Raw genomic sequence first — 18225 nt, forward strand, 5'->3', positions numbered from 1 at the left:
GTCTCCTTGGTTTAGAGCACTTCGACGTTGCCGCACACCGAAATGGCCTGCCCCGAGATGCCGCTGCCGCCCGGCGAACACAGGAACAAGGCGGTGGCTGCGACTTCCTCGGGCGTCGTCATGCGGCGCAGCGAAATCTTCGCGAGATATTGCTTCTCCATCTCTTCGTAAGGCAGGTTCAGTTGCTTCGCACGCGCCGCGATCACGCGCTCGATACGCGGCCCTTTCACGATGCCCGGCTGAATTGCATTGACGCGAATGTTCGACGGTCCGAGCTCGATGGCAAGACTCTTGGTCATGCCGACCACCGCCCACTTGGTTGCGGCATACGGCGTGCGAAAGGCGTAGCCGAGCCTGCCCGCAACCGACGACAGCGCGATGATCGCGCCGCCATCGCGCGCCTGCTTCAGAAGCGGCACCGCGCGACGCGCGAAATAGAACTGCGCGTTGAGGTTGATATCGACCGTGTCTTCCCAATCCTTCTCGTCGAGCTCGTCGATACCGCCTGTCGGTCCCGCGATTCCCGCGTTATTCAGAAGCACGTCGAGACCGCCGAGCTCGCGCTCGACATCGGCGAAGACGCGCTCCACGGCCGCTTTATCCGACACATCCGCGAGCGTCGAAGTGATCGCGTTGAGTTCCGTGCTGGCTTCGGCTTCGGCGAGTGCGTCGATGGCTTCCTGACTCGCATCGCACACGTGCACGCGCGCGCCGGCATCGACGAAGGCCCGCGCAATCACGAGCCCGATGCCCGATGCGCCGCCTGTCACGAGCACGCGCAAACCCGCGTGCGGTTTCAGCATCTGAAGAACCGTCATCATGTCTCCGTCATTGTTATCGTTCAATACAAACTCAGGCGCTTGCCTTTTGCTCGCCGTTGCCGCTTTCCGAATGAGCGGCCGGAAGCCGTTCCTGTAGATCGGCCGCCGCATCGCCGATATCTTCCTCGATGCCCGCGCGCGCGCCTTCGCCATCCCCGCGCCAAAGCGCATCGACGATATGCCGATGCGCGGCCATCGACTTGCGCATGTGCGGAATGTCCGGCGCGACGAGGTTCAGGAACGGGCCGATGCGCATCCACAAGTTTTGAATGGTCGCGAGCGTGAGATCGCTTGCGCCGTGCGTGTAGATCGCGATATGGAATTCGAAGTTGCTGCGCAGATAAGCGGATGCATCGCCGGCTTCGACGTAGGCATCCATCTCGTCGAACACTTCCTGCAATTGCGTGAGATGCGCGCGGCTCATGCGCGATGCTGCGCGCTTCGCGACCGCGCCTTCCAGCGCGATGCGCACGTCGCGCAATTCCTCGAGCAATTCGAGCGTCATGGGCGGGACCATCAGCGCGCGTCCGGCGCCGTCGATCAGCGCGCCTTCCGCTTGCAGGCGCGTGAGCGCGGCGCGTACCGGCATGGTGGATGACCCGACCGCTTCCGCGACGCTGCGCAGACTCAGCAACTGGCCGGGCGCGAAGCGACCGGTCATGATTGCCTCGCGCAACTGCGCATAGACGCGCCCGGCCATGGTTTCGCGCGCCACGACTTCGAGCGCGGGAAGGTCTGTCGTCGTGCGAGTCGCCAACACAGCCTCCGGTTTGGTTTCGTATGGTTTGTGTGACCTGTGATCACACTTGCTTGGAGTGAAGTGTGGGACGTGATGGGCGTGGAGTCAACGAGGGATTGATAGGTGAAAACGCGCATCACACGTTAAAGCATCGTGCATATGTTGCTGGTAATCAGGCAATTGATGCGCGTCTAACTTCATGTATCTAAATCGTTTTTATCGTTTTATAATGACTACCTTGTCGACGAACCGAGGTGCTTCATGAACCTGGATAGCAAGCTGTCGATCTCATTGAAGAAACGCGCAGGCAATGTCGTGCTTCGCCGTGACTTGAGTGGTCTTGCGAGTGCCTCCCACCTCAGTACGGCAATACAGCATCAAATCGACGATGGCCGGCTGGTTAGACTAGGAGCCGGAATTTTTGCAAAGGCGGTTCCAGATTCGGCGGGCAAAGCGCGACTTGCCGTGCGGCTGGAAATATTGCTTCTCGAAGTGTTCGACAAACTAGGCGTGCATGTCATCGGCTTGACCATTCGACGCGAACGCGATCGCGCTGTTTGCTTGGTCGATATTGGAACCAACCGGACTCAGCGCAAGCTCGGGTGGGACGGCATTCAGGTGCAATACGTAGTCCGTCCGCGCGCCGAGACAGACGTTACCAAAACGCCCGGGCTGCCCGCGAATATCGACAAGCTGCCCACTCAAGGCGTTGCGAGTTTCGTAGAGCGCCTTGCGAAGTCGCATGGCATCGAATACCGGCGCTCCGGGCTCGATGACTTCGCGGAAGCTGTGACACGCGCCGCTGGAGACGACGTCGACTTCGACTTGACAGGGAAGTTGCTCGTGTTGCTGAAGAAGAACGACATTGTCAACGCGCGTCAGTTCGCACGCTTGATGACCAATCATTTGAAAGAGGTGAGGCGTGTTCGACCCGTTCGGGGACTACGAGACGGCAGGCTATCTGCGTAACATTGAACGCATCAAGGATCTCGACGAGCTGAAGTATCAGGAGCACGGCTTCTTCGAAGCAAACCTCGAAAAGGCAATGACGTTTTTGCGCTCGGTGCGAGGCGACATTGCTTATGAGCATTTCCTCGAGGTCCATGGAATTCTGTTCGACGAGTTCTATCCCTGGGCGGGAAAAGATCGTTACTCGCTAGGCGTGGCAAGACTCGTCGGCAAGGGGCAACGCATTCAGTTCGAAGCGTCGGAACAATGTCAGCGCGCGGTCGAATGGGGTCTTGACATCGGCAACCATCCGCTGAAGATGCGAGAAGCGCCTGGAACCGTGATGGGCGCATTCGCCTGGGCGCATCCGTTTCTCGACGGAAACGGCCGCACCATGCTGCTCGTTCATGCCGAGCTTTGTTACCGGGCCAATTTCGCGATCAACTGGAGCGCATCGCGTAAAGAAGCCTATCTGGAAGCGCTCACAAAGGAAATCGAGAGCCCGGCGGACAAGCATCTCGATAGCTATTTCGCGCCGTTGATTGTCGATGCCGTCTCTCACGCCGGCCTGCTTGCGCATCTCACCGCGTTACCCGGTCTCGATGGCCAAATGGAAAGCAGCGGCGAAGACGTTGCATACATGGCGAACGATCCAGTAGCAAATCGCTTATACCTCGAGATGAAACGCGCACGCCGCGAACGCTAGCCGGCAGGCGTTCAAGCCCCAAACCGCCCCGCCACCGCCTTCTGAATTTCCTCGAACGCCACCGGCTTCACGAGATGATGATCGAACCCGGCTTCCTTCGACCGTTGCCGGTCATGCGCCTGTCCATAACCCGTCACCGCGATCAAGAGCGCATCCGCGGTCGCCGCACGCTTGCGCATCTCGCAGGCGAGGCGAAATCCATCCATCCCCGGCAAGCCGATATCCAGCAGCACGATCTGCGGCGCGAATGTCTCGCTGATTTCGAGCGCAGCCGTCGCATCGTGGACGACGCGCACATCGTAGCCATCGGCTTCGAGCAGAAGACCCATGGCGGTTGCCGCGTCCACGCTGTCATCCACGAGCAGCACGCGTCTGCCGCCGCTCGATCCCGGCGCGATCTCGACACGCGGAACCGGCACCGCCTGCGGTCCACACGCAAGCGGCAACCACACGACGAACTCGCTGCCCTGTTGCAGTCCCGCCGAATACGCTTCGATACGTCCGCCCTGCAACTCGACGAGCGTCCTCGCAAGCGGCAAGCCGATGCCGAGCCCGCCTTCCGAACGCTCCAGCGATGTCTCCGACTGCACGAACAAATCGAAGATATGCGGCAGCATGTCGGCGGCAATTCCGATACCCTTGTCGCGCACGCTGATGCGCGCCTGGTCGCCGACCCGCGCCGTCTCGATCTCGATCTCGCCTTCCTCGACGCTGTACTTCGATGCATTCGACAAGAGGTTGCCGAACACCTGGGCAATCCGCACGCTATCGCCCACGATGAATAGCGGCAAATCGCCGAGCTTGGTCGTGAGCGTATGGCGTTTTCTCTGCAGCGCGGGCTGCGCGGTTTCGATGGCCGCCTCGATCGCCATTGCCACATCCACCGCTTCCTGACGCAGCGTGATCTTGCCTTGCGTGATGCGCGCGACATCGAGCAGATCGTCGACAAGACGGCTCAAATGCCGCACCTGACGGTCGATGATCGTACGCACCGTTTCAAAGTGCTGCGGCGAAGGCTTGCGCTTCGGATCGAGCAAATCGACGGCGTTTTGTATCGGCGCGAGCGGATTGCGCAACTCGTGCGCGAGCATCGCAAGGAATTCGTCCTTGCGGCGATCGGCGTCGCGCAGCAGCATTTCCGCGGCCTTGCGCTCGGAAATATCGTTGACGATGCCCGCGATGCGATCCGGCCGTCCGCCCACGCCGCGTATCGGGAACGCGCGCTCGGCCATCCAGCGCGGACCGCCCTCGGCACCCGTGACGCGAAACTCTTCCTGATAAGGCGTGCCGTGCGCCGCCAGTTCCCGGTACGCCGCGCCCACATGTTCGCGGTCGAGCGGATGCACTTCGTTGGACCAGTGATCCACGCCCGGCGTCGGCAGCGGCGCGCCCTGGCGCGTATCCCACAGGCGCGCGTAAGCGGGGCTCACGTAGAGCAACTGATTGGTCGCGGGATCGAGCATCCAGAAAATGTCGTCGATATTCTCGGCAAGCTGACGAAACCGCTCCTCGCTTTCCCGCAACGCGCTTTCCGCAAGCCGCACGCGCAACAACGCACGCACATGCGCGATCAGTTCGGCGGGCTCGACGGGTTCGGTGAGGTAACTGTCCGCGCCGCCTTCCAGACCGCGAATGCGATCGAGGCTATGCACGGCCGCCGCCGATGTCTGCAGCACGAGCGTGCTCGCCGTCTCCGGCGAAGCCTTGATGAGCCGGCACACTTCGAGCCCGTTGATATCGGGCAGTTTCACGTCGAGCAAAACGAGGTCGGGCGATTCGGCGCGCACGCGTTCGAGCGCCGTCGTGCCGGTAGCGGCTTCGATGACATTGAACCCCGCGCGCGACAGAATGCGCGTTTTCGCATAGCGCGCGCCGTCGTTGTCGTCGACGTTGAGGATCAGCACCTCGCTCCAGTCGCTCGTCATGACTCTGTTCCGTAAGCGCGGTGCGCGTCCGTCACCGCCGCAAGCACACTCGCGAGTTCACTGCCCGCCACCGGTTTGCCGATGAACGCCGCCGCGCCCAACGCTTCCGCCTCGCCACGGTCCTCGGCCTCGCCGAGCACGACGATCGGCAGGTTGCGCATGGCCGCCTGCGCGCGCAACGCGGCGAGCCACGTCCACGCTTCGACCGGCGCGGGCCGCACGGTCAACAAAAGCGCGGCGGGCCGTGTGCGAGTAAGCGCGCGGGTCGCTTCGTCGAGCGTCGCGGCCGTCATCGCGCGATACGGCGACTGCCGCAAGGCCGCTTCGCAATCGAGTCGCTCGATCGGATTGCTCGCGACGACGAGCACCATCGGACGAGGGTCGTCGGCGGCGGAATGTTCGGTATGCGCGATGTCGTGTTCGTCGCCGTAATAAGCGGGCATGGTCGCGCTGAAGGTCGAGCCGCGCCCCGGTTCGCTCGTGAGCGACACATCGCCGCCAAGCAGCTTGCAGAGCTTGCGGCACAGCGGCAAACCGAGCCCCGTGCCTTTGACGTATTGCTGCAGCCGGTTCTCGACCTGGCCGAATTCCTCGAACACCACGTGCTGATGTTCGGCCGCGATGCCGATGCCCGTGTCCGCGACCGCGAACGTGATCAGCCGCCGCGCTTCGTCGTAACTCGCGCTTACGCGCACTTCGCCGCGCTCCGTGAACTTGAGCGCGTTCGACACGAAGTTTCGCAGCACTTGCGCGACCTTCGCTTCGTCGGTGCGAATGGGCGGCAGGCCCACGCATGAATCGAAAATCAAGTCGACCGCGCCGCCCGGTGAAAGCGGCCGCAGCATGCCGCGCAGCGCGGAAAAAAGCGTATCGACTTCGAATTCGACGGGACGCACGTCGATCTTGCCCGCTTCGATCTTGGCGAGGTCGAGCAGATCATCGACCGTTTCGGACAAGTCTTCCGCCGCCCGGCGAATGAAGCGCACCTGCTTTTCCTGCTCCTCGGTCAGCTCGCCGTCGATACGTTCGAGCAAGAGCTTGGACAACGCACGGATCGACGAAAGCGGCGTGCGGAACTCGTGACTCATGTTCGACAAAAAACGCGATTTGGACTCGTCCGCGCGACGCAGATGATCGGCGCGCGCATCCAGTTCGGCATAAAGCGCCACCACGCCGCGATTCGTATCTTCGAGTTCGCGCGTGAGATGCGTGAGTTCTTCCTGACGCTCGCGCAAGTCGGCCAGCGCGCCGATCAATTCGCGGTTCTGACGCTGCAATTCAGCGGTGGAATCGACGTCCGTGGAAGCGGAGAGCGTGTCGGCGACCGAGCGGGCCGACGTTGCATCGAAGGGCGCGTTGTCCGGCAGCGCCTTCGCAAGCGAGATGGACGTGCCGCCGTCGGCTTCCTCGGCGATGGCGCATTCGTCCATCAATCGCTGTGCCGCGAGCAGGCCGAGCGCGGCTTGCGAATCGTCGGTTCTGACCGCGCGCAGACGCTCGCCCGCACCGGCGCTTGCAAAAAAGCGCACGACGAAGCGGGCCGGCCGCGTGTCCGTATCGACGAGAAAATCGGCGCGTGCGGACGTGCCCGCGAGCAGCACCGTGCGCGCCGCTTCCAGCACCGAAGTCGCGATGCGCGTCTGATCCTGCGACGAAAAACCGAGTCCCGCGCTCGCATCGCGCGACTTGCGCCGCGCCGCGACGATATCGTGCTCGCTTTCGAGCCGCATCGAATAGAGGCGCGTCGTCATGGCGCACGCACGCCCATGCGCGCGACAAAAACCGTGACGTCGTCGCGGCCGCGCGTGAAATCGCGATACAAAAGCGCCGCCACTAGCGAAGGATGGCGCAGATTCAAACCCGGATAGCGCGCGAGATCCCAGCGCGACGTAAGCCCGTCCGAATGCAGCACGATGAGCGCGTGCGCGGGATAAGGCGTCGCGAATTGCTGCGCACGCCGCGCCGCGTGCCCGACAATGCCGCTGTGCGAGACCAGATGCTTGTGCGTGTCGAGCGACCACACACTCGCCGAAATATTGCCGATGCCCGCGAACGCGACTGCCGCCGAGTCACTGGCGAACGGCACGCGCGCGATGCCCACTGCCGCGCCGCGAGTGGTGCGCAGCGCGCCGTTGGCCAGTTCCATGATGCGTTCGAGCGATGCGTCGCCGTCCGTGCCCAGAATTTTCGCCGCTTCGATTGCCGCGAGATTGGCAAGCGGACCGTGCCCCAGGCCATCGGCGACGAGCACGGTGAAGTCGTTCTCGCCCATGTGGCAGGACCAGGCATCGCCGGAAACGGTTTCGGTTTCGAGCGGCAGATTGACGACGCCATACGTCACGCGCGCCGGTGCCGCATGGTTGGCTTCGCCGCTCCAGAACACCGTGCGCAGCACCGTGCCTTGTCCCGGCTGGCTCCAGATGTCGAGTTCGTCGGACAGACGTTTGATCGCGCCCATGCCGTTGCCCGGGCTGCCGGCGGTCGTGTAACCGTCCTCGAAGCACCGGTAAAGATCCGCGATTCCCGGTCCGCTGTCGATGCACAGTACTTCGATGCCGTAACGCCCGCTATCTTCGAGCGGCCGCACCAGCAACTCGCCGCGCTCGGCATGCTTCAGCAGATTGGTGCTGCATTCGGTCACGACGATCGCCAGTTTTCCCGCGACCGTCTCGTTGAAACCGAGGCCGCGCGCGAGTTCGCCGATAGCGCGCCGGGCGAAGGCGATCTGACTCGCCTCCGCGATTTCGAAGCGCTGCTGCGCGGCCATCGATTCCTTCAAAACGGTTTCCATTTGGTGATCGAAACGTAAGTGCCCTCGCCCGGCGCCGAGCGAATCTCAAACTCGTCGCACAGGCGCTTTGCGCCGCCCAGACCAAGCCCGAGACCATGACCCGAGGTGAAGCCGTCGGACAGCGCGCGGGCGATATCCGGAATACCGGGACCCTGATCGACGAATTCGAGTTTGAGGCCACGGCGCCCATTGCGCTCGACGAGTAAGCAGTGCACGTCGCCGCCGCCACCGTAGATGAGCGTGTTGCGTGCCAGCTCGCTTGCGGCCGTCACGAACTTGGTCTGATCGATGAGCGACAAGCCCTGCGCGACGGCTTTTTCGCGCACGAGCTGACGCAAGCGCACGATCTGCTCGTCGGAGCGGATCGGCAGCGTGATGGGCGACGTCGAGGCGGCTTGCGCGGCTGATGAAGTGAAGGTCGTCATGGAAGGCGTCACATGCGGCCGTCAGTAGATGCTCTGATTGAGCAACGCCATGCCCTTCTCGACGTTCAGCGCGGTGCGCACGCCCGGCAGCGCGAGCCCGAGTTCCACGAGCGTGATCGCAACCGATGGCTGCATGCCGACGACCACCGTCTGCGCATCGAGCACGCGCGCCATGGCCGCCGTGTTGCCGATCATGCGGCCGATGAACGAATCGACCACGTCGAGTGAAGAAATGTCGATCAGCACGCCGCGCGCGCCATCTTTCACGATACGGCTCGTCAGATCGTCCTGCAGCGTGAGCGCAAGACGGTCGTGCATGTCCACTTGAATGGTGACGAGCAGCAGCTTGCCCATCGTGAGAATCGGAATGCGTTCCATCGCTGGCCCCGTTCGGTCTTTCTAATCGCGTTGTGCGTGGCGGTTGTCGACGCGCGCCGTCATTCGGCTTGCAGCGCGTCGTACGAACCCGCCGGGCCTGCTGTGCCGGATGCGCCGCTCTTGCCCCCGCGCTGCGTGTTTTCGACGGAGAGCGACTTGCCGGTGCGCTGCAGCGCGACGACGAACGCCGCCGCGAGCGTTGCCTTCGTCGTGACGTTGGACAGGTTCACGCCCAGATGCACGATGGTCTGCGCAATCTGCGGCCGAATCCCGCTGATGATGCAGTCCGCGCCCATCAAACGCGCCGCCGCCACGGTCTTCAGCAGATGCTGCGCGACGAGCGTATCGACGGTCGGCACGCCCGTGATGTCGATGATCGAGATGGCGGCGCCCGTCTCGACGATCTTCTGCAGCAGGTTTTCCATGACCACCTGCGTGCGCGCCGAATCCAGCGTGCCGATGAGCGGCAACGCGAGGATGCCGTCCCACAGTTGCACGACAGGCGTGGACAGTTCGAGCAACTCTTGTTGCTGACGTACGATCACTTGCTCACGGCTCGCCTGGAACACTTCGGTGGTGTAGAGCCCGAGCGCGTCGAAGAGTGTGCTGATGGTCCAGGTGAGATCGGCAAGCGTCGCGGGCTCGCCTTCGAGCGATGCGCGCAGGCGCGCGAACAGCGGCTGCTTCAGCGAGAACACGAACATCGCGGTCTCGACCGGCGAGAAACCCTGACGCGCGCGTTGGCCGGACATATCGGCGAGAAATGCGCGCACTTCCTGCCACGCGCTCGATTCGAAGTCGACCGTGTCGCTTGCGCCGAGCGCGGCCACCATGAGTTCGACGAACTGCCCGAACTGATTGCGCAACTCCGCTTCGCCGACCAGTCCGCGCCGCGATGCGATTGCATGCTGCTGCGTGATCCACTCGGCGAGCAGTCCCGCCTGGTTGCTGTTGAACAATTGGGCTAGCCGAGTTCCGCCGACCATATCCATGCCGAGATTCCTGTGCGAATGTTTTTATGCGCGCGTCCGTAGGATGACTGGCGAGCCGCGCCGGGCGAAAGCGCTTTTGCGCTGCAACGATTGGCCACGCAGAACTGCGAATGACCGAAAGCAACGCAAAGGCGCTCGGAATGTAGCACGTCGTCTCAAAAATCGACAGTCTGCGAAGCCTTTTGGCGCGTGCCTTCCGCGCATTTTCAATAGCTCGATAAAGCGATTCGCAAGCGATCGGCAATTGCTTCCGGTCGTTCGATCCGGGATGGACAGAAGCCGGTCAAAACTATCCCATGCAATCAGACCAAATCAGCGTGTCAGCAGGAACAGTTCCAGCGCCTGGAGGCTGATGGGCTTGAGGAGATAACCGTCGAATTCCGTTTCGCCGCTGCCATCGACGAAATCGGAGTGACCCGTCATTGCGATGATGCGGGCGTCGCGCGAAAGACCGGCGGCGCGAATCCGGCTGCAGATGTCGCGGCCGTCGGCGTCGGGCAGGGAAATGTCGAGAAAGATGCGATCGAAACGCGTGTGACTCGTGAGCGCCAGACAACCGGCGCCGTCGTACGCAATGGCAGCGGTGTGCCCGAGACTCGTCGCGATATCGGCGAGAGTCTCGATGCAGGCTTCATTATCGTCGACGAGCAACAGGTTCATCGTGACTGGCTCCGGTACGACCGAAACGATGCGCCAGCGGTACGCAAAAAAATCCAAGCAACCTATGACGCCGCGCGCGAGAAAGAGTGTAGTCCATCCACTCTGGCGCCAGCACATTCGTACCGAAAGCGGCGAAGGTTTGGCCGTTCGCCGCTTGAGTCGGCGCGTCGATGCGCCATTGCATGCCATCTATAGCGGCGCGAATATTTTTCCAGGAGCGTGCCGGTGCAATACTCGCCCGGAGCAGGACAACCATGAAACTTGCGGAGCGCACATGGCCCACATGACCCATCCCGTCGATGAAGTGCTGCCCTTGCCCGCCATGCTTGCAGTGGGCATACAGCACGTGCTCGTGATGTATGCGGGCGCGATTGCGGTGCCGCTCATCATTGGCGCGGCGCTCAAGCTGCCGAAGGATCAGGTTGCGTTTCTCATCAGCTCGGACCTCTTCGCGTGCGGGATCGTGACGTTGGTGCAGTGCATCGGCGTATGGAAATTCGGCATTCGCTTGCCGGTCATCATGGGCGTGAGTTTCGCGCCGGTCGGGCCGATGGTCGCCATGGCTTCGTCGGGCGCGGGGCTCACCGCCATCTTCGGCGCGACCATCGCGGCGGGCGTGTTCGCCGTACTCATCGCGCCATTTTTCGGGCGGCTGATGCGCTTCTTTCCGCCTATCGTCACGGGCACGATCATCCTGACCATAGGCATGACGCTCTTTCCGGTGGCGATCAACTGGGCGGGCGGCGGGCGCGGCGCGCCTAATTTCGGCGATCCGAAGAACTTGATGATCGCGGGCATCGTGCTGCTGGCGATTCTCGTCATCAACAAGTATCTGCGCGGCTTTCTCGCGAATATCTCCGTGCTGCTCGGCATGGCGATTGGCTTCGCGGTCGCGTTGGCGCTCGGACTCGTCGATGTCTCGGGCACCGCTCAAGCGGCATGGTTTTCTCCGGTGCGGCCGTTCGCTTTCGGCTGGCCGACTTTCGATATCGCGGCGATTGCGTCGCTGTGTCTCGTGATGGTCGTCATCATGGTGGAATCGCTCGGCATGTTTCTCGCGCTGGGCGATCTCGCGGGGCGGCCGGTATCGCGCGGCGACGCGACGCGTGGCTTACGCACCGATGGCCTCGGCACGGTGATCGGCGGCATCTTCAATACGTTTCCGCATAGCTCGTTTTCGCAGAACATCGGACTCGTCGGAATTACGGGCGTGAAGAGCCGCTGGGTGGTCGCGGTATCGGGCGTGATCCTGATATTGCTCGGGCTCTTGCCGAAGCTGTCGAATTTGATCGCATCGATTCCCGTGGTCGTGTTGGGCGGCGCGGGAATCGCGATGTTCGGCATGGTCGCGGCCACGGGCGTGAAGATACTCGGCAAGGTCGATTACGAGAGCAAGAACAACTTGCTGATCATCGCGATCAGTCTGGGCGTGGGCGTGATTCCGCTCGTCGCGCCGACGTTCTTTGCGCACATGCCGGCGTGGGCCGGGCCGCTGACGCACAGCGGCATCACGCTTGCTGCCGTGTTTGCGATTCTGCTCAATGCGTTCTTCAATCGCGGCAGAGCGGCGGCGGATGTCGAGCGCGAGATTGCGGGGGAAATGCCGTTGAGTTTGAGGCAGGGGGAGGAGTGACGGTTCAGCGACACTTCTTCGCGTTGTCGCATAAGCACGAGTGTCAGCAAAATTTCGCGCGGGATCGAGGGAACCGGCGCTACACCGTCACGTCTCATTGATCGCATGCGGCACGAGCGCCGCGAACATAACCAATCCTGCAAGGAGCGCCAAATGTTCCAATACCCCGGTCAATTCGCCTACCAGATGCCATCGCTTGCTCGCGCCAATCTACAGGCGTTTCTCACTATCAGCGGCCGATTCGCGAGCACCATGCAGGCGCTCGCCGAACTCAACGTGCAGACCGTCAATAAAATGGTCGAGGAAAGCAACGCGCTTCTGAAAGCGGGCGATGAAGCCAGCGCCGGCGATGTCTTCGGCTGGCAGTCGATCATGCTTGCGCAGTTCCCGCAGAAAGCGGCATCGTACGGACAGCATGTGTTGTCGATCATCACGTCAACGGAAGCTGACGTCGTCGGCGAAGTGCGCAGTCAGTATGAGCAAAACGGCATCAAACTAAAGGGTCTCTTCGATACCGCCACGACCGACGCCACCGAAGCCGCGCAGTCCACGGGCGCCGTCATCACCGATCTCGCCGACACCGCGACTACAACCGCGGAGCAAACCAGCGGCGTCATTCTCGATGCGAGCGGCGAGATCACACAGAGCGCGCAGACCGCTGTCACGAAGGCAACACGCGCGGCATCGAAAAGATCGAGCTGACGCGCCTCAAGCGTCCGCCGCCTTCTTCTTCGGGCGCGCGCCTCCGCGCCCTTCCTTCAGCACGATCCACGTTGGCGCATGATCGCTTGCATGCGGCTCGCCACGCACCCACGTGTCGACGCCCGCATCTTTCAGCTTCGGCGCGAGGTCCTTGCTCAGCAAGAGATGATCGATGCGCAAACCCGAGTTCGTCTGCCAATGCTGCCGAAAATAATCCCAGAACGTATAGATACGCTCATTCGGATAATGCTTGCGCAATGCATCGGTCCAACCTTGCGCCAGCAGCTTCTCGTAAGCCGCGCGGCTCTCGGGCTGCAACAGCGCATCCTTTTTCCATGAGCGCGTGTTGTAAATATCCTCGTCGGTGGGAATGACGTTGTAATCGCCCGCGAGCACGACAGGATGGCCACTCTTGAGCAAAGCGGCCGCGTGCGCGTTGAGGCGCTCGAACCAAGCGAGCTTGTAGTCGAACTTCGGGCCGGGCTGCGGGTTGCCGTTCGGAAGATAAAGACATCCGATCAGCAAACCATTGACTGCGGCCTCGATGTAGCGGCTATGTGTGTCGTCTTCGCCACCTGGCAATCCGCGCCGGCTAAGGATCGGTTCCGCGCCCTTGGCAAGAATGGCGACGCCGTTCCACGATGCCTGACCGTGCCACAGCGCGCCGTAGCCCGCTTTCTCGATATCGGCGGCGGGAAACTGCGCATCGGTTGCTTTCAGCTCCTGCAGACAGACGATATCCGGCGCCTCGCGTTCGAGCCACCCGAGCAGGGCGGACAGGCGCGGGCGGATGCCGTTGATGTTGAAAGTCGCGATCTTCACTCGGCGTTCTCCATCGGTCGTGGACTCGTGGCGCGTTCATCGTAACGCGCCCAGGGCCGTTGCACGATGCATGCCGCGTCGTCGTGGCCAAGCGCATCGCCATGAAATCTGCGACATTCACGGGAACTCGACTTCACTCTCCTGTCCGCATCCACATGTCCGCTACTGTTCCGCCGCACGCCGATGGCTCGCTGCACTGGCAACGCAATCTCTATGTCTGCGTGTTCGGTTCGTTCACCACCATCATGGCGATGACGCTCCTCCTGCCCTTTTTGCCGCTTTACGTGCAGCAGTTAGGCGCGGCCTCCGTGGAGAGCGCGGTGCAATGGTCGGGCGTCGCGTTCGGCGCGACCTTTCTGGCAGCGGGTCTCGTCGCGCCTTTGTGGGGGCGTCTTGCCGACCGATATGGCCGCAAGCCGATTTTGATCCGCGCGAGTCTCGGCATGGCGATCACCATGTCGCTGCTCGGTGTCGTGCAGACGGTCTGGCAACTGGTGGCGATCCGCTTTCTCGCGGGACTCGTCGGCGGCTATGCGAGCGGCGCCATCGTGATGATCGCTACGCAGACGCCACGGCACCGCACCGCGTGGGCGCTCGGCACGCACGCGTCGGGAATGATGGCGGGCAATCTCGTCGGCCCGCTCGTGGGCGGGCTGCTGCCTGGGCTGATCGGCATCCGTTCGACCTTCTTTCTTGCAGGCGGCCTCATTTTCTGCTCGTTCATCATGACGACGCTCTTCGTGAAGGAAGAGCGCCGTGTGCCCGATGGCGCGAAGGGTTCGCCGGGCCGCGCGCGCAGCAGCGGCTGGCGCGACGTGCCGAAGCTTACGCCCGTCATCGCGATGCTCGCGAGCGCCATGCTGCTGATGTTCGCCAACATGTCGATCGAACCGATCATCACCGTGTACGTGTCGCAACTGGTGCAGGACCAGAAGAACGTGACGCTGGTCGCGGGCCTCGTGATGTCCGCCGCCGCGCTGGGTAGCGTGCTCGCCGCGCCTCGCGTTGGGCGGCTGGCGGACCGCATCGGCGCGACGAAGGTGATCGTCGCGTGTCTCGGATTATGCGGCGTGCTGCTGATTCCGCAGATCTTCGTCACGACCGGCACGCAGCTCGTCGTGCTGCGCTTTCTAATGGGGCTTGCGCTCGGCGGTCTTTTGCCCGCCATCACTAGCGTGGTGCGTCATAGCGTGCCGGACAGCGCGGCGGGTTATATCCTCGGCTATGCGACTTCGGCCCAATACATCGGACAGGTAACGGGGCCGCTCGCGGGCGGCTTCATCGCGGCGCACGTGGGCATGCATTCGGTGTTCGCGATGACGAGCGTGTTGATGTTCATGGGGGCGGGGTTTAATGCGTGGGTGTTTTTGCGCAGGAACGGCAGCACGAGCTCGGATGCCGCGCCGTGATAGTCATGCGGCACCTCCTTTTACACCGCCTCTGACAAACGCTCCCATAACCCTTACCATGCAAGCCACGCCGCGCGTGTGCGCGAACCACTCTCCCCACATCATGGCCGATTCCAAACCCCACGACAGCATGCATATCTGGCTGATCCGGCATGGCGAAACCGAATGGAGCAAGTCGGGCCAGCACACCGGTTCGACCGATATCCCCTTGACCGACGAAGGCCGCAAGCAGGCATCGGCGCTCGCACCCGTGCTCGCCGCCCAGTCGTTCGATCTCGTGCTCACGAGTCCAATGAGCCGCGCGCGGGAGACCTGCAAGCTCGCGGGTCTCGGCGATCAAGCCGAGGTCGAGCCGTCGCTGCACGAATGGGACTACGGCATCTACGAAGGCAGGAAGACCGTGGATATCCGCCAGGAAATTCCCAACTGGTCGGTCTGGACTTCCCCCATGCCCCAAGGCGAGATTGCCGCCGATATCGGACGCCGCGCGCAATCCGTGATCGACCGGCTGACTGGCTCCGGCAAGACGCATATCGCCATCTTTTCGCACGCGCACTTTCTGCGCGTGCTCGCGGCGCAGTGGGTCACCGGCACGGCCACGTTCGGCGCGCATCTCGTGCTCGATACCGCGTCGATGAGCGTGCTCGGCTTCGAGCGCGACACCCGCGCGATCATCAAGTGGAATCTGCGCGCCTGAACCGTCCGCTCAAGCGTCGAGCCAGCCGCTCGCCGTCTCCCGCGCAAAGTCGCGATACGACCGCGGCGGCCTCTGCAACAGCGCGCTCAGGCGCTCGATCTGCGTGGCCGTTGCCACCGCGCCTTCCCGCTGGTAGCGACGCATCATGAGTTGCATGTCGTATGCGAGCCATTCGGGCGCCGCCTTGAGGCTTGCCTGCAAAGGAGCGAGGTCGTCGCCCGCGTAACGGATGGGGCGCTGCAAGGCTTCGGTCCAGATAGCCGCGACGCTCGTCCCAGTGATCGCCTCCGGTCCGACGAGGTCGTAGGTTTCGGCGGGCAGCGCGTCGGTTGCGTGTTCGCGTCTGAGCAATTCGCGCGCGGCCGCCTCACCGATATCGCGCACATCGACCATCGAAATCCCCTTATCGCCGATAGGCATGCCGAAGATTCCCGCGTTCAGCAGCGGCTCTTTCTGGCGCACGTCGTTCTGCATGAAATACGCCGGACGCAGCACGGTGACGGGCAGCGCCTCACGCTCGATCATGCGCTCCACGGTGTGCTTGCTCGTGAAGTGCGGCACATCCGCATATTCGTCGCCCTTGAATACCGACAAATAGACGATGCCCTTCACGCCCGCCTCGCGTGCAAGGCTCAAAGCCTGCAGGGCCTGCGTGAGTTCGTCGGCAGCGTTCGGCAAGAGCAGGAACAGCGTGTCGATATCGGCGAGCGCCGCTGCAAACGAAGAGAGGCCGCTCAGATCGCCCTGCACTGGCTTGACGTGCGCCGGAAACTTCGCGTCCGCGGGCTTGCGCGTCAGCGCCCTCACCTCGACGCCGCCATCCAGCCGCGCGAGTTGTTCGATGACCTGCGTGCCGATCACGCCCGTGCTTCCTGTAACGAGAATAGTCATGTTGATTCTCCAGTTTTCGAGTTGATCGGGCCGTCAAGAGGCCCGGTGTTGATACGATAGGCGTTCCGCTTTCGAGTCGGAAGCCCTTAAAACAAGACGCCCCGTCTCACGGATGGAACGCCATGAACCTGATCGCTCTCGCCGATTTCAACGCCGTCGCCCAATATGGCGGTTTCGCGGCCGCCGCGCGCAAGCTCGACCGGCCGAAAGCCACGCTTTCGCGACGTGTCGCCGAACTCGAACAGGAGCTCGGCGTGCGGCTGATCGAGCGCGGCTCGGGCACGTTGCGGCTCACGGAGGACGGTCAGGCGCTGCATCAGGGAACGCACGGACTGCTCGCGGATATCGCCGATCTCGGCGAATCGATCGCCTCGCGTGCGCCCGTGCCACGCGGCAAGCTGCGCGTAAGCGGGCCCGTCGTGTTCACACATGCGGTGCTTGCGCGTGTGGCTGCCCGGTTCGCGCTTGCTTATCCCGAAGTCGAACTGGAGCTCGTCGCCGAGGACCGTCTGGTCGATCCCGTGCAAGACGCTTATGACCTCGTGATACGCGTGAATCCGGCGGCCGACGTACTACTCATGGGCCGTCAGATTGCGACCGACCGGCGCGTGCTGGTTGCTGCGCCTTCGCTTATCGACAGCGATGAACTTCCCGCGTCGCTGGCTGCGATCACGCTTTCCACCGCAAACGACACGCCTTGGCAAATTCGTACCGCCAATGGCAAGTCACGCACCATCGAAGCACGGACGGTGCTGCGTATGTCGTCGCTCTTATTGATACGCGAAGCCGTGCTGGATGGTGCGGGCGCCGCGCTTCTGCCTGGGTTGCTCGTTGCGCCGGATGTGGCTGCGGGCAGGCTGGTCGCGTTGGGGGAGGATGCGGGTCCGGCCGTCGCGATCTGGGCGCTGTATAGCTCACGTCGTTTGTTGAGTGCGAAGGTGCGGGCTTTTCTGGATGTGCTCGGAAAGCCGGAGTGCTGAACGTAGGCTGTTTGAGCGTCATGTCCGTCGCGTCGACAGCTGCGAGTGGGCGGGCGATCGAGATTGGCATCGACAACAACCTTCGAGCCTATCTGTCCGATGGTTCGCTCACCATGACGTACGAGTCTGTCGGAAGCAGGCTTGCTTTATGCGTCCTCGTCCGACGGCCGGTGAAGAATGACAGGCTTCATCGCAAAACACCAATGAAACCAACGGAGGAACCATGAGCATCTTTTCAAGCATCCTGAACAAGATTTTCCCGCACGATCATCCGGCCGCGAGCGCATCCGGCGCCGCTACTCCGCCCGCTTCACCGGGCGCAGCGCCGGCGACACCGACGGCATCGGGCACGCCGACGAGCACGCCCGCAGGCACGGCAAGCGCCGAACCCGCGCGCCCGCCGGTCACGCCGATGCCCGAAGTGGATGTCGAAGCGATCCTCACGCAGAAGCAGCAGCAAAGCGGTGCGACCCTGAACTGGCGCACTTCGATTGTCGACTTGCTTAAGTTGCTCGATCTCGACAGCAGCCTGGATGCGCGCAAGTCGCTTGCCGCCGAGTTGCACTACACCGGCAGCACCGACGATTCCGCGTCCATGAACATCTGGCTTCATAAGCAAGTCATGAAGAAGCTGGCGGAAAACGGAGGCAAGGTGCCGGCGGATTTGCAAGACTGACCACGCTGTAAATCGTCGCGGCGTTGCCCT

General features: G+C 62.6%; 19 protein-coding genes. 8 read left to right on the forward strand and 11 right to left on the reverse strand.

Annotated features, from left to right (window positions below; genetic code table 11):
- Positions 1-11 precede the first annotated feature (11 nt).
- Both NCR40_RS19435 and NCR40_RS19440 read right to left on the reverse strand, forming a co-directional pair.
- Positions 12-818 carry an SDR family oxidoreductase gene (locus tag NCR40_RS19435; protein WP_244829725.1) on the reverse strand — a complete coding sequence of 269 codons (807 nt, stop codon included), beginning with the start codon at positions 816-818 and terminating at the stop codon, positions 12-14.
- Positions 819-852: 34 nt separating this feature from the next.
- Positions 853-1521 carry a GntR family transcriptional regulator gene (locus tag NCR40_RS19440; protein WP_284503398.1) on the reverse strand — a complete coding sequence of 223 codons (669 nt, stop codon included), beginning with the start codon at positions 1519-1521 and terminating at the stop codon, positions 853-855.
- A 300-nt stretch (positions 1522-1821) separates the two neighbouring features.
- Between NCR40_RS19440 and NCR40_RS19445 the strand changes: the two genes are divergently transcribed.
- Together NCR40_RS19445 and NCR40_RS19450 are read left to right on the forward strand one after the other, a co-directional pair.
- The gene (locus NCR40_RS19445) at positions 1822-2529 is read left to right on the forward strand and encodes a hypothetical protein (RefSeq protein ID WP_250510366.1); all 708 of its coding nucleotides are present in this window, start codon (positions 1822-1824) and stop codon (positions 2527-2529) included.
- Entirely contained in the window at positions 2483-3214 is a 732-nt protein-coding gene (locus tag NCR40_RS19450; protein WP_250510367.1) for a Fic family protein, read from the forward strand. The genes NCR40_RS19445 and NCR40_RS19450 overlap by 47 nt, the downstream gene beginning before the upstream one ends.
- A gap of 11 nt (positions 3215-3225) precedes the next feature.
- Here NCR40_RS19450 and NCR40_RS19455 read toward each other — a convergent pair whose 3' ends face one another.
- The 7 genes from NCR40_RS19455 to NCR40_RS19485 all read right to left on the reverse strand — a co-directional run bounded on the left by NCR40_RS19455 (position 3226) and on the right by NCR40_RS19485 (position 10385).
- Entirely contained in the window at positions 3226-5139 is a 1914-nt protein-coding gene (locus tag NCR40_RS19455) for a hybrid sensor histidine kinase/response regulator (RefSeq protein WP_250510368.1), read from the reverse strand.
- On the reverse strand, positions 5136-6890 hold the full coding sequence (locus tag NCR40_RS19460) for an ATP-binding response regulator (protein WP_250510369.1): 1755 nt from the start codon (positions 6888-6890) through the stop codon (positions 5136-5138). The genes NCR40_RS19455 and NCR40_RS19460 overlap by 4 nt, the downstream gene beginning before the upstream one ends.
- Positions 6887-7930, reverse strand: coding sequence for an ATP-binding SpoIIE family protein phosphatase (locus NCR40_RS19465; protein ID WP_250467494.1), 1044 nt, complete (start codon positions 7928-7930; stop codon positions 6887-6889). The genes NCR40_RS19460 and NCR40_RS19465 overlap by 4 nt, the downstream gene beginning before the upstream one ends.
- Positions 7915-8355, reverse strand: coding sequence for an anti-sigma regulatory factor (locus NCR40_RS19470; protein ID WP_244828742.1), 441 nt, complete (start codon positions 8353-8355; stop codon positions 7915-7917). Before NCR40_RS19470 ends, NCR40_RS19465 begins: the two co-directional genes overlap by 16 nt.
- A gap of 21 nt (positions 8356-8376) precedes the next feature.
- Entirely contained in the window at positions 8377-8733 is a 357-nt protein-coding gene (locus NCR40_RS19475) for an STAS domain-containing protein (RefSeq protein ID WP_244828743.1), read from the reverse strand.
- Positions 8734-8792: 59 nt separating this feature from the next.
- Positions 8793-9725: an STAS domain-containing protein gene (locus NCR40_RS19480; protein WP_244828744.1), complete on the reverse strand. Its 933-nt coding sequence runs from the start codon at positions 9723-9725 to the stop codon at positions 8793-8795.
- A 312-nt stretch (positions 9726-10037) separates the two neighbouring features.
- Positions 10038-10385, reverse strand: coding sequence for a response regulator (locus NCR40_RS19485; RefSeq protein ID WP_244828745.1), 348 nt, complete (start codon positions 10383-10385; stop codon positions 10038-10040).
- A 274-nt stretch (positions 10386-10659) separates the two neighbouring features.
- Here NCR40_RS19485 and NCR40_RS19490 point away from each other — a divergent pair, with 274 nt between their 5' ends.
- Positions 10660-12018 (forward strand): nucleobase:cation symporter-2 family protein, encoded by a 1359-nt coding sequence (locus NCR40_RS19490; RefSeq protein ID WP_250510370.1) that lies wholly within the window; start codon positions 10660-10662, stop codon positions 12016-12018.
- 153 nt (positions 12019-12171) lie between these two features.
- Complete coding sequence (locus NCR40_RS19495; RefSeq protein ID WP_250467495.1) at positions 12172-12720, forward strand: phasin family protein; 549 nt, start codon at positions 12172-12174, stop codon at positions 12718-12720.
- A gap of 6 nt (positions 12721-12726) precedes the next feature.
- Here NCR40_RS19495 and NCR40_RS19500 read toward each other — a convergent pair whose 3' ends face one another.
- Positions 12727-13542 carry an exodeoxyribonuclease III gene (locus NCR40_RS19500; RefSeq protein ID WP_250510371.1) on the reverse strand — a complete coding sequence of 272 codons (816 nt, stop codon included), beginning with the start codon at positions 13540-13542 and terminating at the stop codon, positions 12727-12729.
- Between the two features lie 155 nt (positions 13543-13697).
- Between NCR40_RS19500 and NCR40_RS19505 the strand changes: the two genes are divergently transcribed.
- Positions 13698-14951, forward strand: a complete 1254-nt coding sequence (locus NCR40_RS19505; RefSeq protein WP_250467497.1) for an MFS transporter — start codon at positions 13698-13700, stop codon at positions 14949-14951.
- Positions 14952-15054: 103 nt separating this feature from the next.
- Positions 15055-15648 carry a histidine phosphatase family protein gene (locus NCR40_RS19510; protein ID WP_250510372.1) on the forward strand — a complete coding sequence of 198 codons (594 nt, stop codon included), beginning with the start codon at positions 15055-15057 and terminating at the stop codon, positions 15646-15648.
- Positions 15649-15657: 9 nt separating this feature from the next.
- Here the strand turns inward: NCR40_RS19510 and NCR40_RS19515 are convergent, their stop codons facing one another.
- Entirely contained in the window at positions 15658-16539 is an 882-nt protein-coding gene (locus tag NCR40_RS19515; RefSeq protein ID WP_250510373.1) for an SDR family oxidoreductase, read from the reverse strand.
- Positions 16540-16661: 122 nt separating this feature from the next.
- Between NCR40_RS19515 and NCR40_RS19520 the strand changes: the two genes are divergently transcribed.
- Together NCR40_RS19520 and NCR40_RS19525 are read left to right on the forward strand one after the other, a co-directional pair.
- Positions 16662-17519: a LysR family transcriptional regulator gene (locus tag NCR40_RS19520; RefSeq protein WP_250510374.1), complete on the forward strand. Its 858-nt coding sequence runs from the start codon at positions 16662-16664 to the stop codon at positions 17517-17519.
- A gap of 223 nt (positions 17520-17742) precedes the next feature.
- Entirely contained in the window at positions 17743-18195 is a 453-nt protein-coding gene (locus NCR40_RS19525) for a DUF3597 domain-containing protein (RefSeq protein WP_250493707.1), read from the forward strand.
- The last annotated feature ends 30 nt before the right edge of the window (positions 18196-18225 follow it).

This window comes from Caballeronia sp. GACF4 (assembly GCF_023631025.1).
In the GTDB taxonomy this organism is placed as follows: domain Bacteria; phylum Pseudomonadota; class Gammaproteobacteria; order Burkholderiales; family Burkholderiaceae; genus Caballeronia.

Excerpts from the sequence above, each read along its gene's own strand:
- NCR40_RS19435 (WP_244829725.1), bottom strand. The coding sequence starts at position 818 with ATGACGGTTCTTCAGATGCTGAAACCGCACGCGGGTTTGCGCGTGCTC.
- NCR40_RS19440 (WP_284503398.1), bottom strand. The coding sequence starts at position 1,521 with ATGGCCGGGCGCGTCTATGCGCAGTTGCGCGAGGCAATCATGACCGGT.
- NCR40_RS19445 (WP_250510366.1), top strand. The coding sequence starts at position 1,822 with ATGAACCTGGATAGCAAGCTGTCGATCTCATTGAAGAAACGCGCAGGC.
- NCR40_RS19455 (WP_250510368.1), bottom strand. The coding sequence starts at position 5,139 with ATGACGAGCGACTGGAGCGAGGTGCTGATCCTCAACGTCGACGACAAC.
- NCR40_RS19460 (WP_250510369.1), bottom strand. The coding sequence starts at position 6,890 with ATGACGACGCGCCTCTATTCGATGCGGCTCGAAAGCGAGCACGATATC.
- NCR40_RS19465 (WP_250467494.1), bottom strand. The coding sequence starts at position 7,930 with ATGGAAACCGTTTTGAAGGAATCGATGGCCGCGCAGCAGCGCTTCGAA.
- NCR40_RS19470 (WP_244828742.1), bottom strand. The coding sequence starts at position 8,355 with ATGACGACCTTCACTTCATCAGCCGCGCAAGCCGCCTCGACGTCGCCC.
- NCR40_RS19475 (WP_244828743.1), bottom strand. The coding sequence starts at position 8,733 with ATGGAACGCATTCCGATTCTCACGATGGGCAAGCTGCTGCTCGTCACC.
- NCR40_RS19480 (WP_244828744.1), bottom strand. The coding sequence starts at position 9,725 with ATGGATATGGTCGGCGGAACTCGGCTAGCCCAATTGTTCAACAGCAAC.
- NCR40_RS19485 (WP_244828745.1), bottom strand. The coding sequence starts at position 10,385 with ATGAACCTGTTGCTCGTCGACGATAATGAAGCCTGCATCGAGACTCTC.
- NCR40_RS19490 (WP_250510370.1), top strand. The coding sequence starts at position 10,660 with ATGGCCCACATGACCCATCCCGTCGATGAAGTGCTGCCCTTGCCCGCC.
- NCR40_RS19495 (WP_250467495.1), top strand. The coding sequence starts at position 12,172 with ATGTTCCAATACCCCGGTCAATTCGCCTACCAGATGCCATCGCTTGCT.
- NCR40_RS19505 (WP_250467497.1), top strand. The coding sequence starts at position 13,698 with ATGTCCGCTACTGTTCCGCCGCACGCCGATGGCTCGCTGCACTGGCAA.
- NCR40_RS19510 (WP_250510372.1), top strand. The coding sequence starts at position 15,055 with ATGGCCGATTCCAAACCCCACGACAGCATGCATATCTGGCTGATCCGG.
- NCR40_RS19515 (WP_250510373.1), bottom strand. The coding sequence starts at position 16,539 with ATGACTATTCTCGTTACAGGAAGCACGGGCGTGATCGGCACGCAGGTC.
- NCR40_RS19520 (WP_250510374.1), top strand. The coding sequence starts at position 16,662 with ATGAACCTGATCGCTCTCGCCGATTTCAACGCCGTCGCCCAATATGGC.
- NCR40_RS19525 (WP_250493707.1), top strand. The coding sequence starts at position 17,743 with ATGAGCATCTTTTCAAGCATCCTGAACAAGATTTTCCCGCACGATCAT.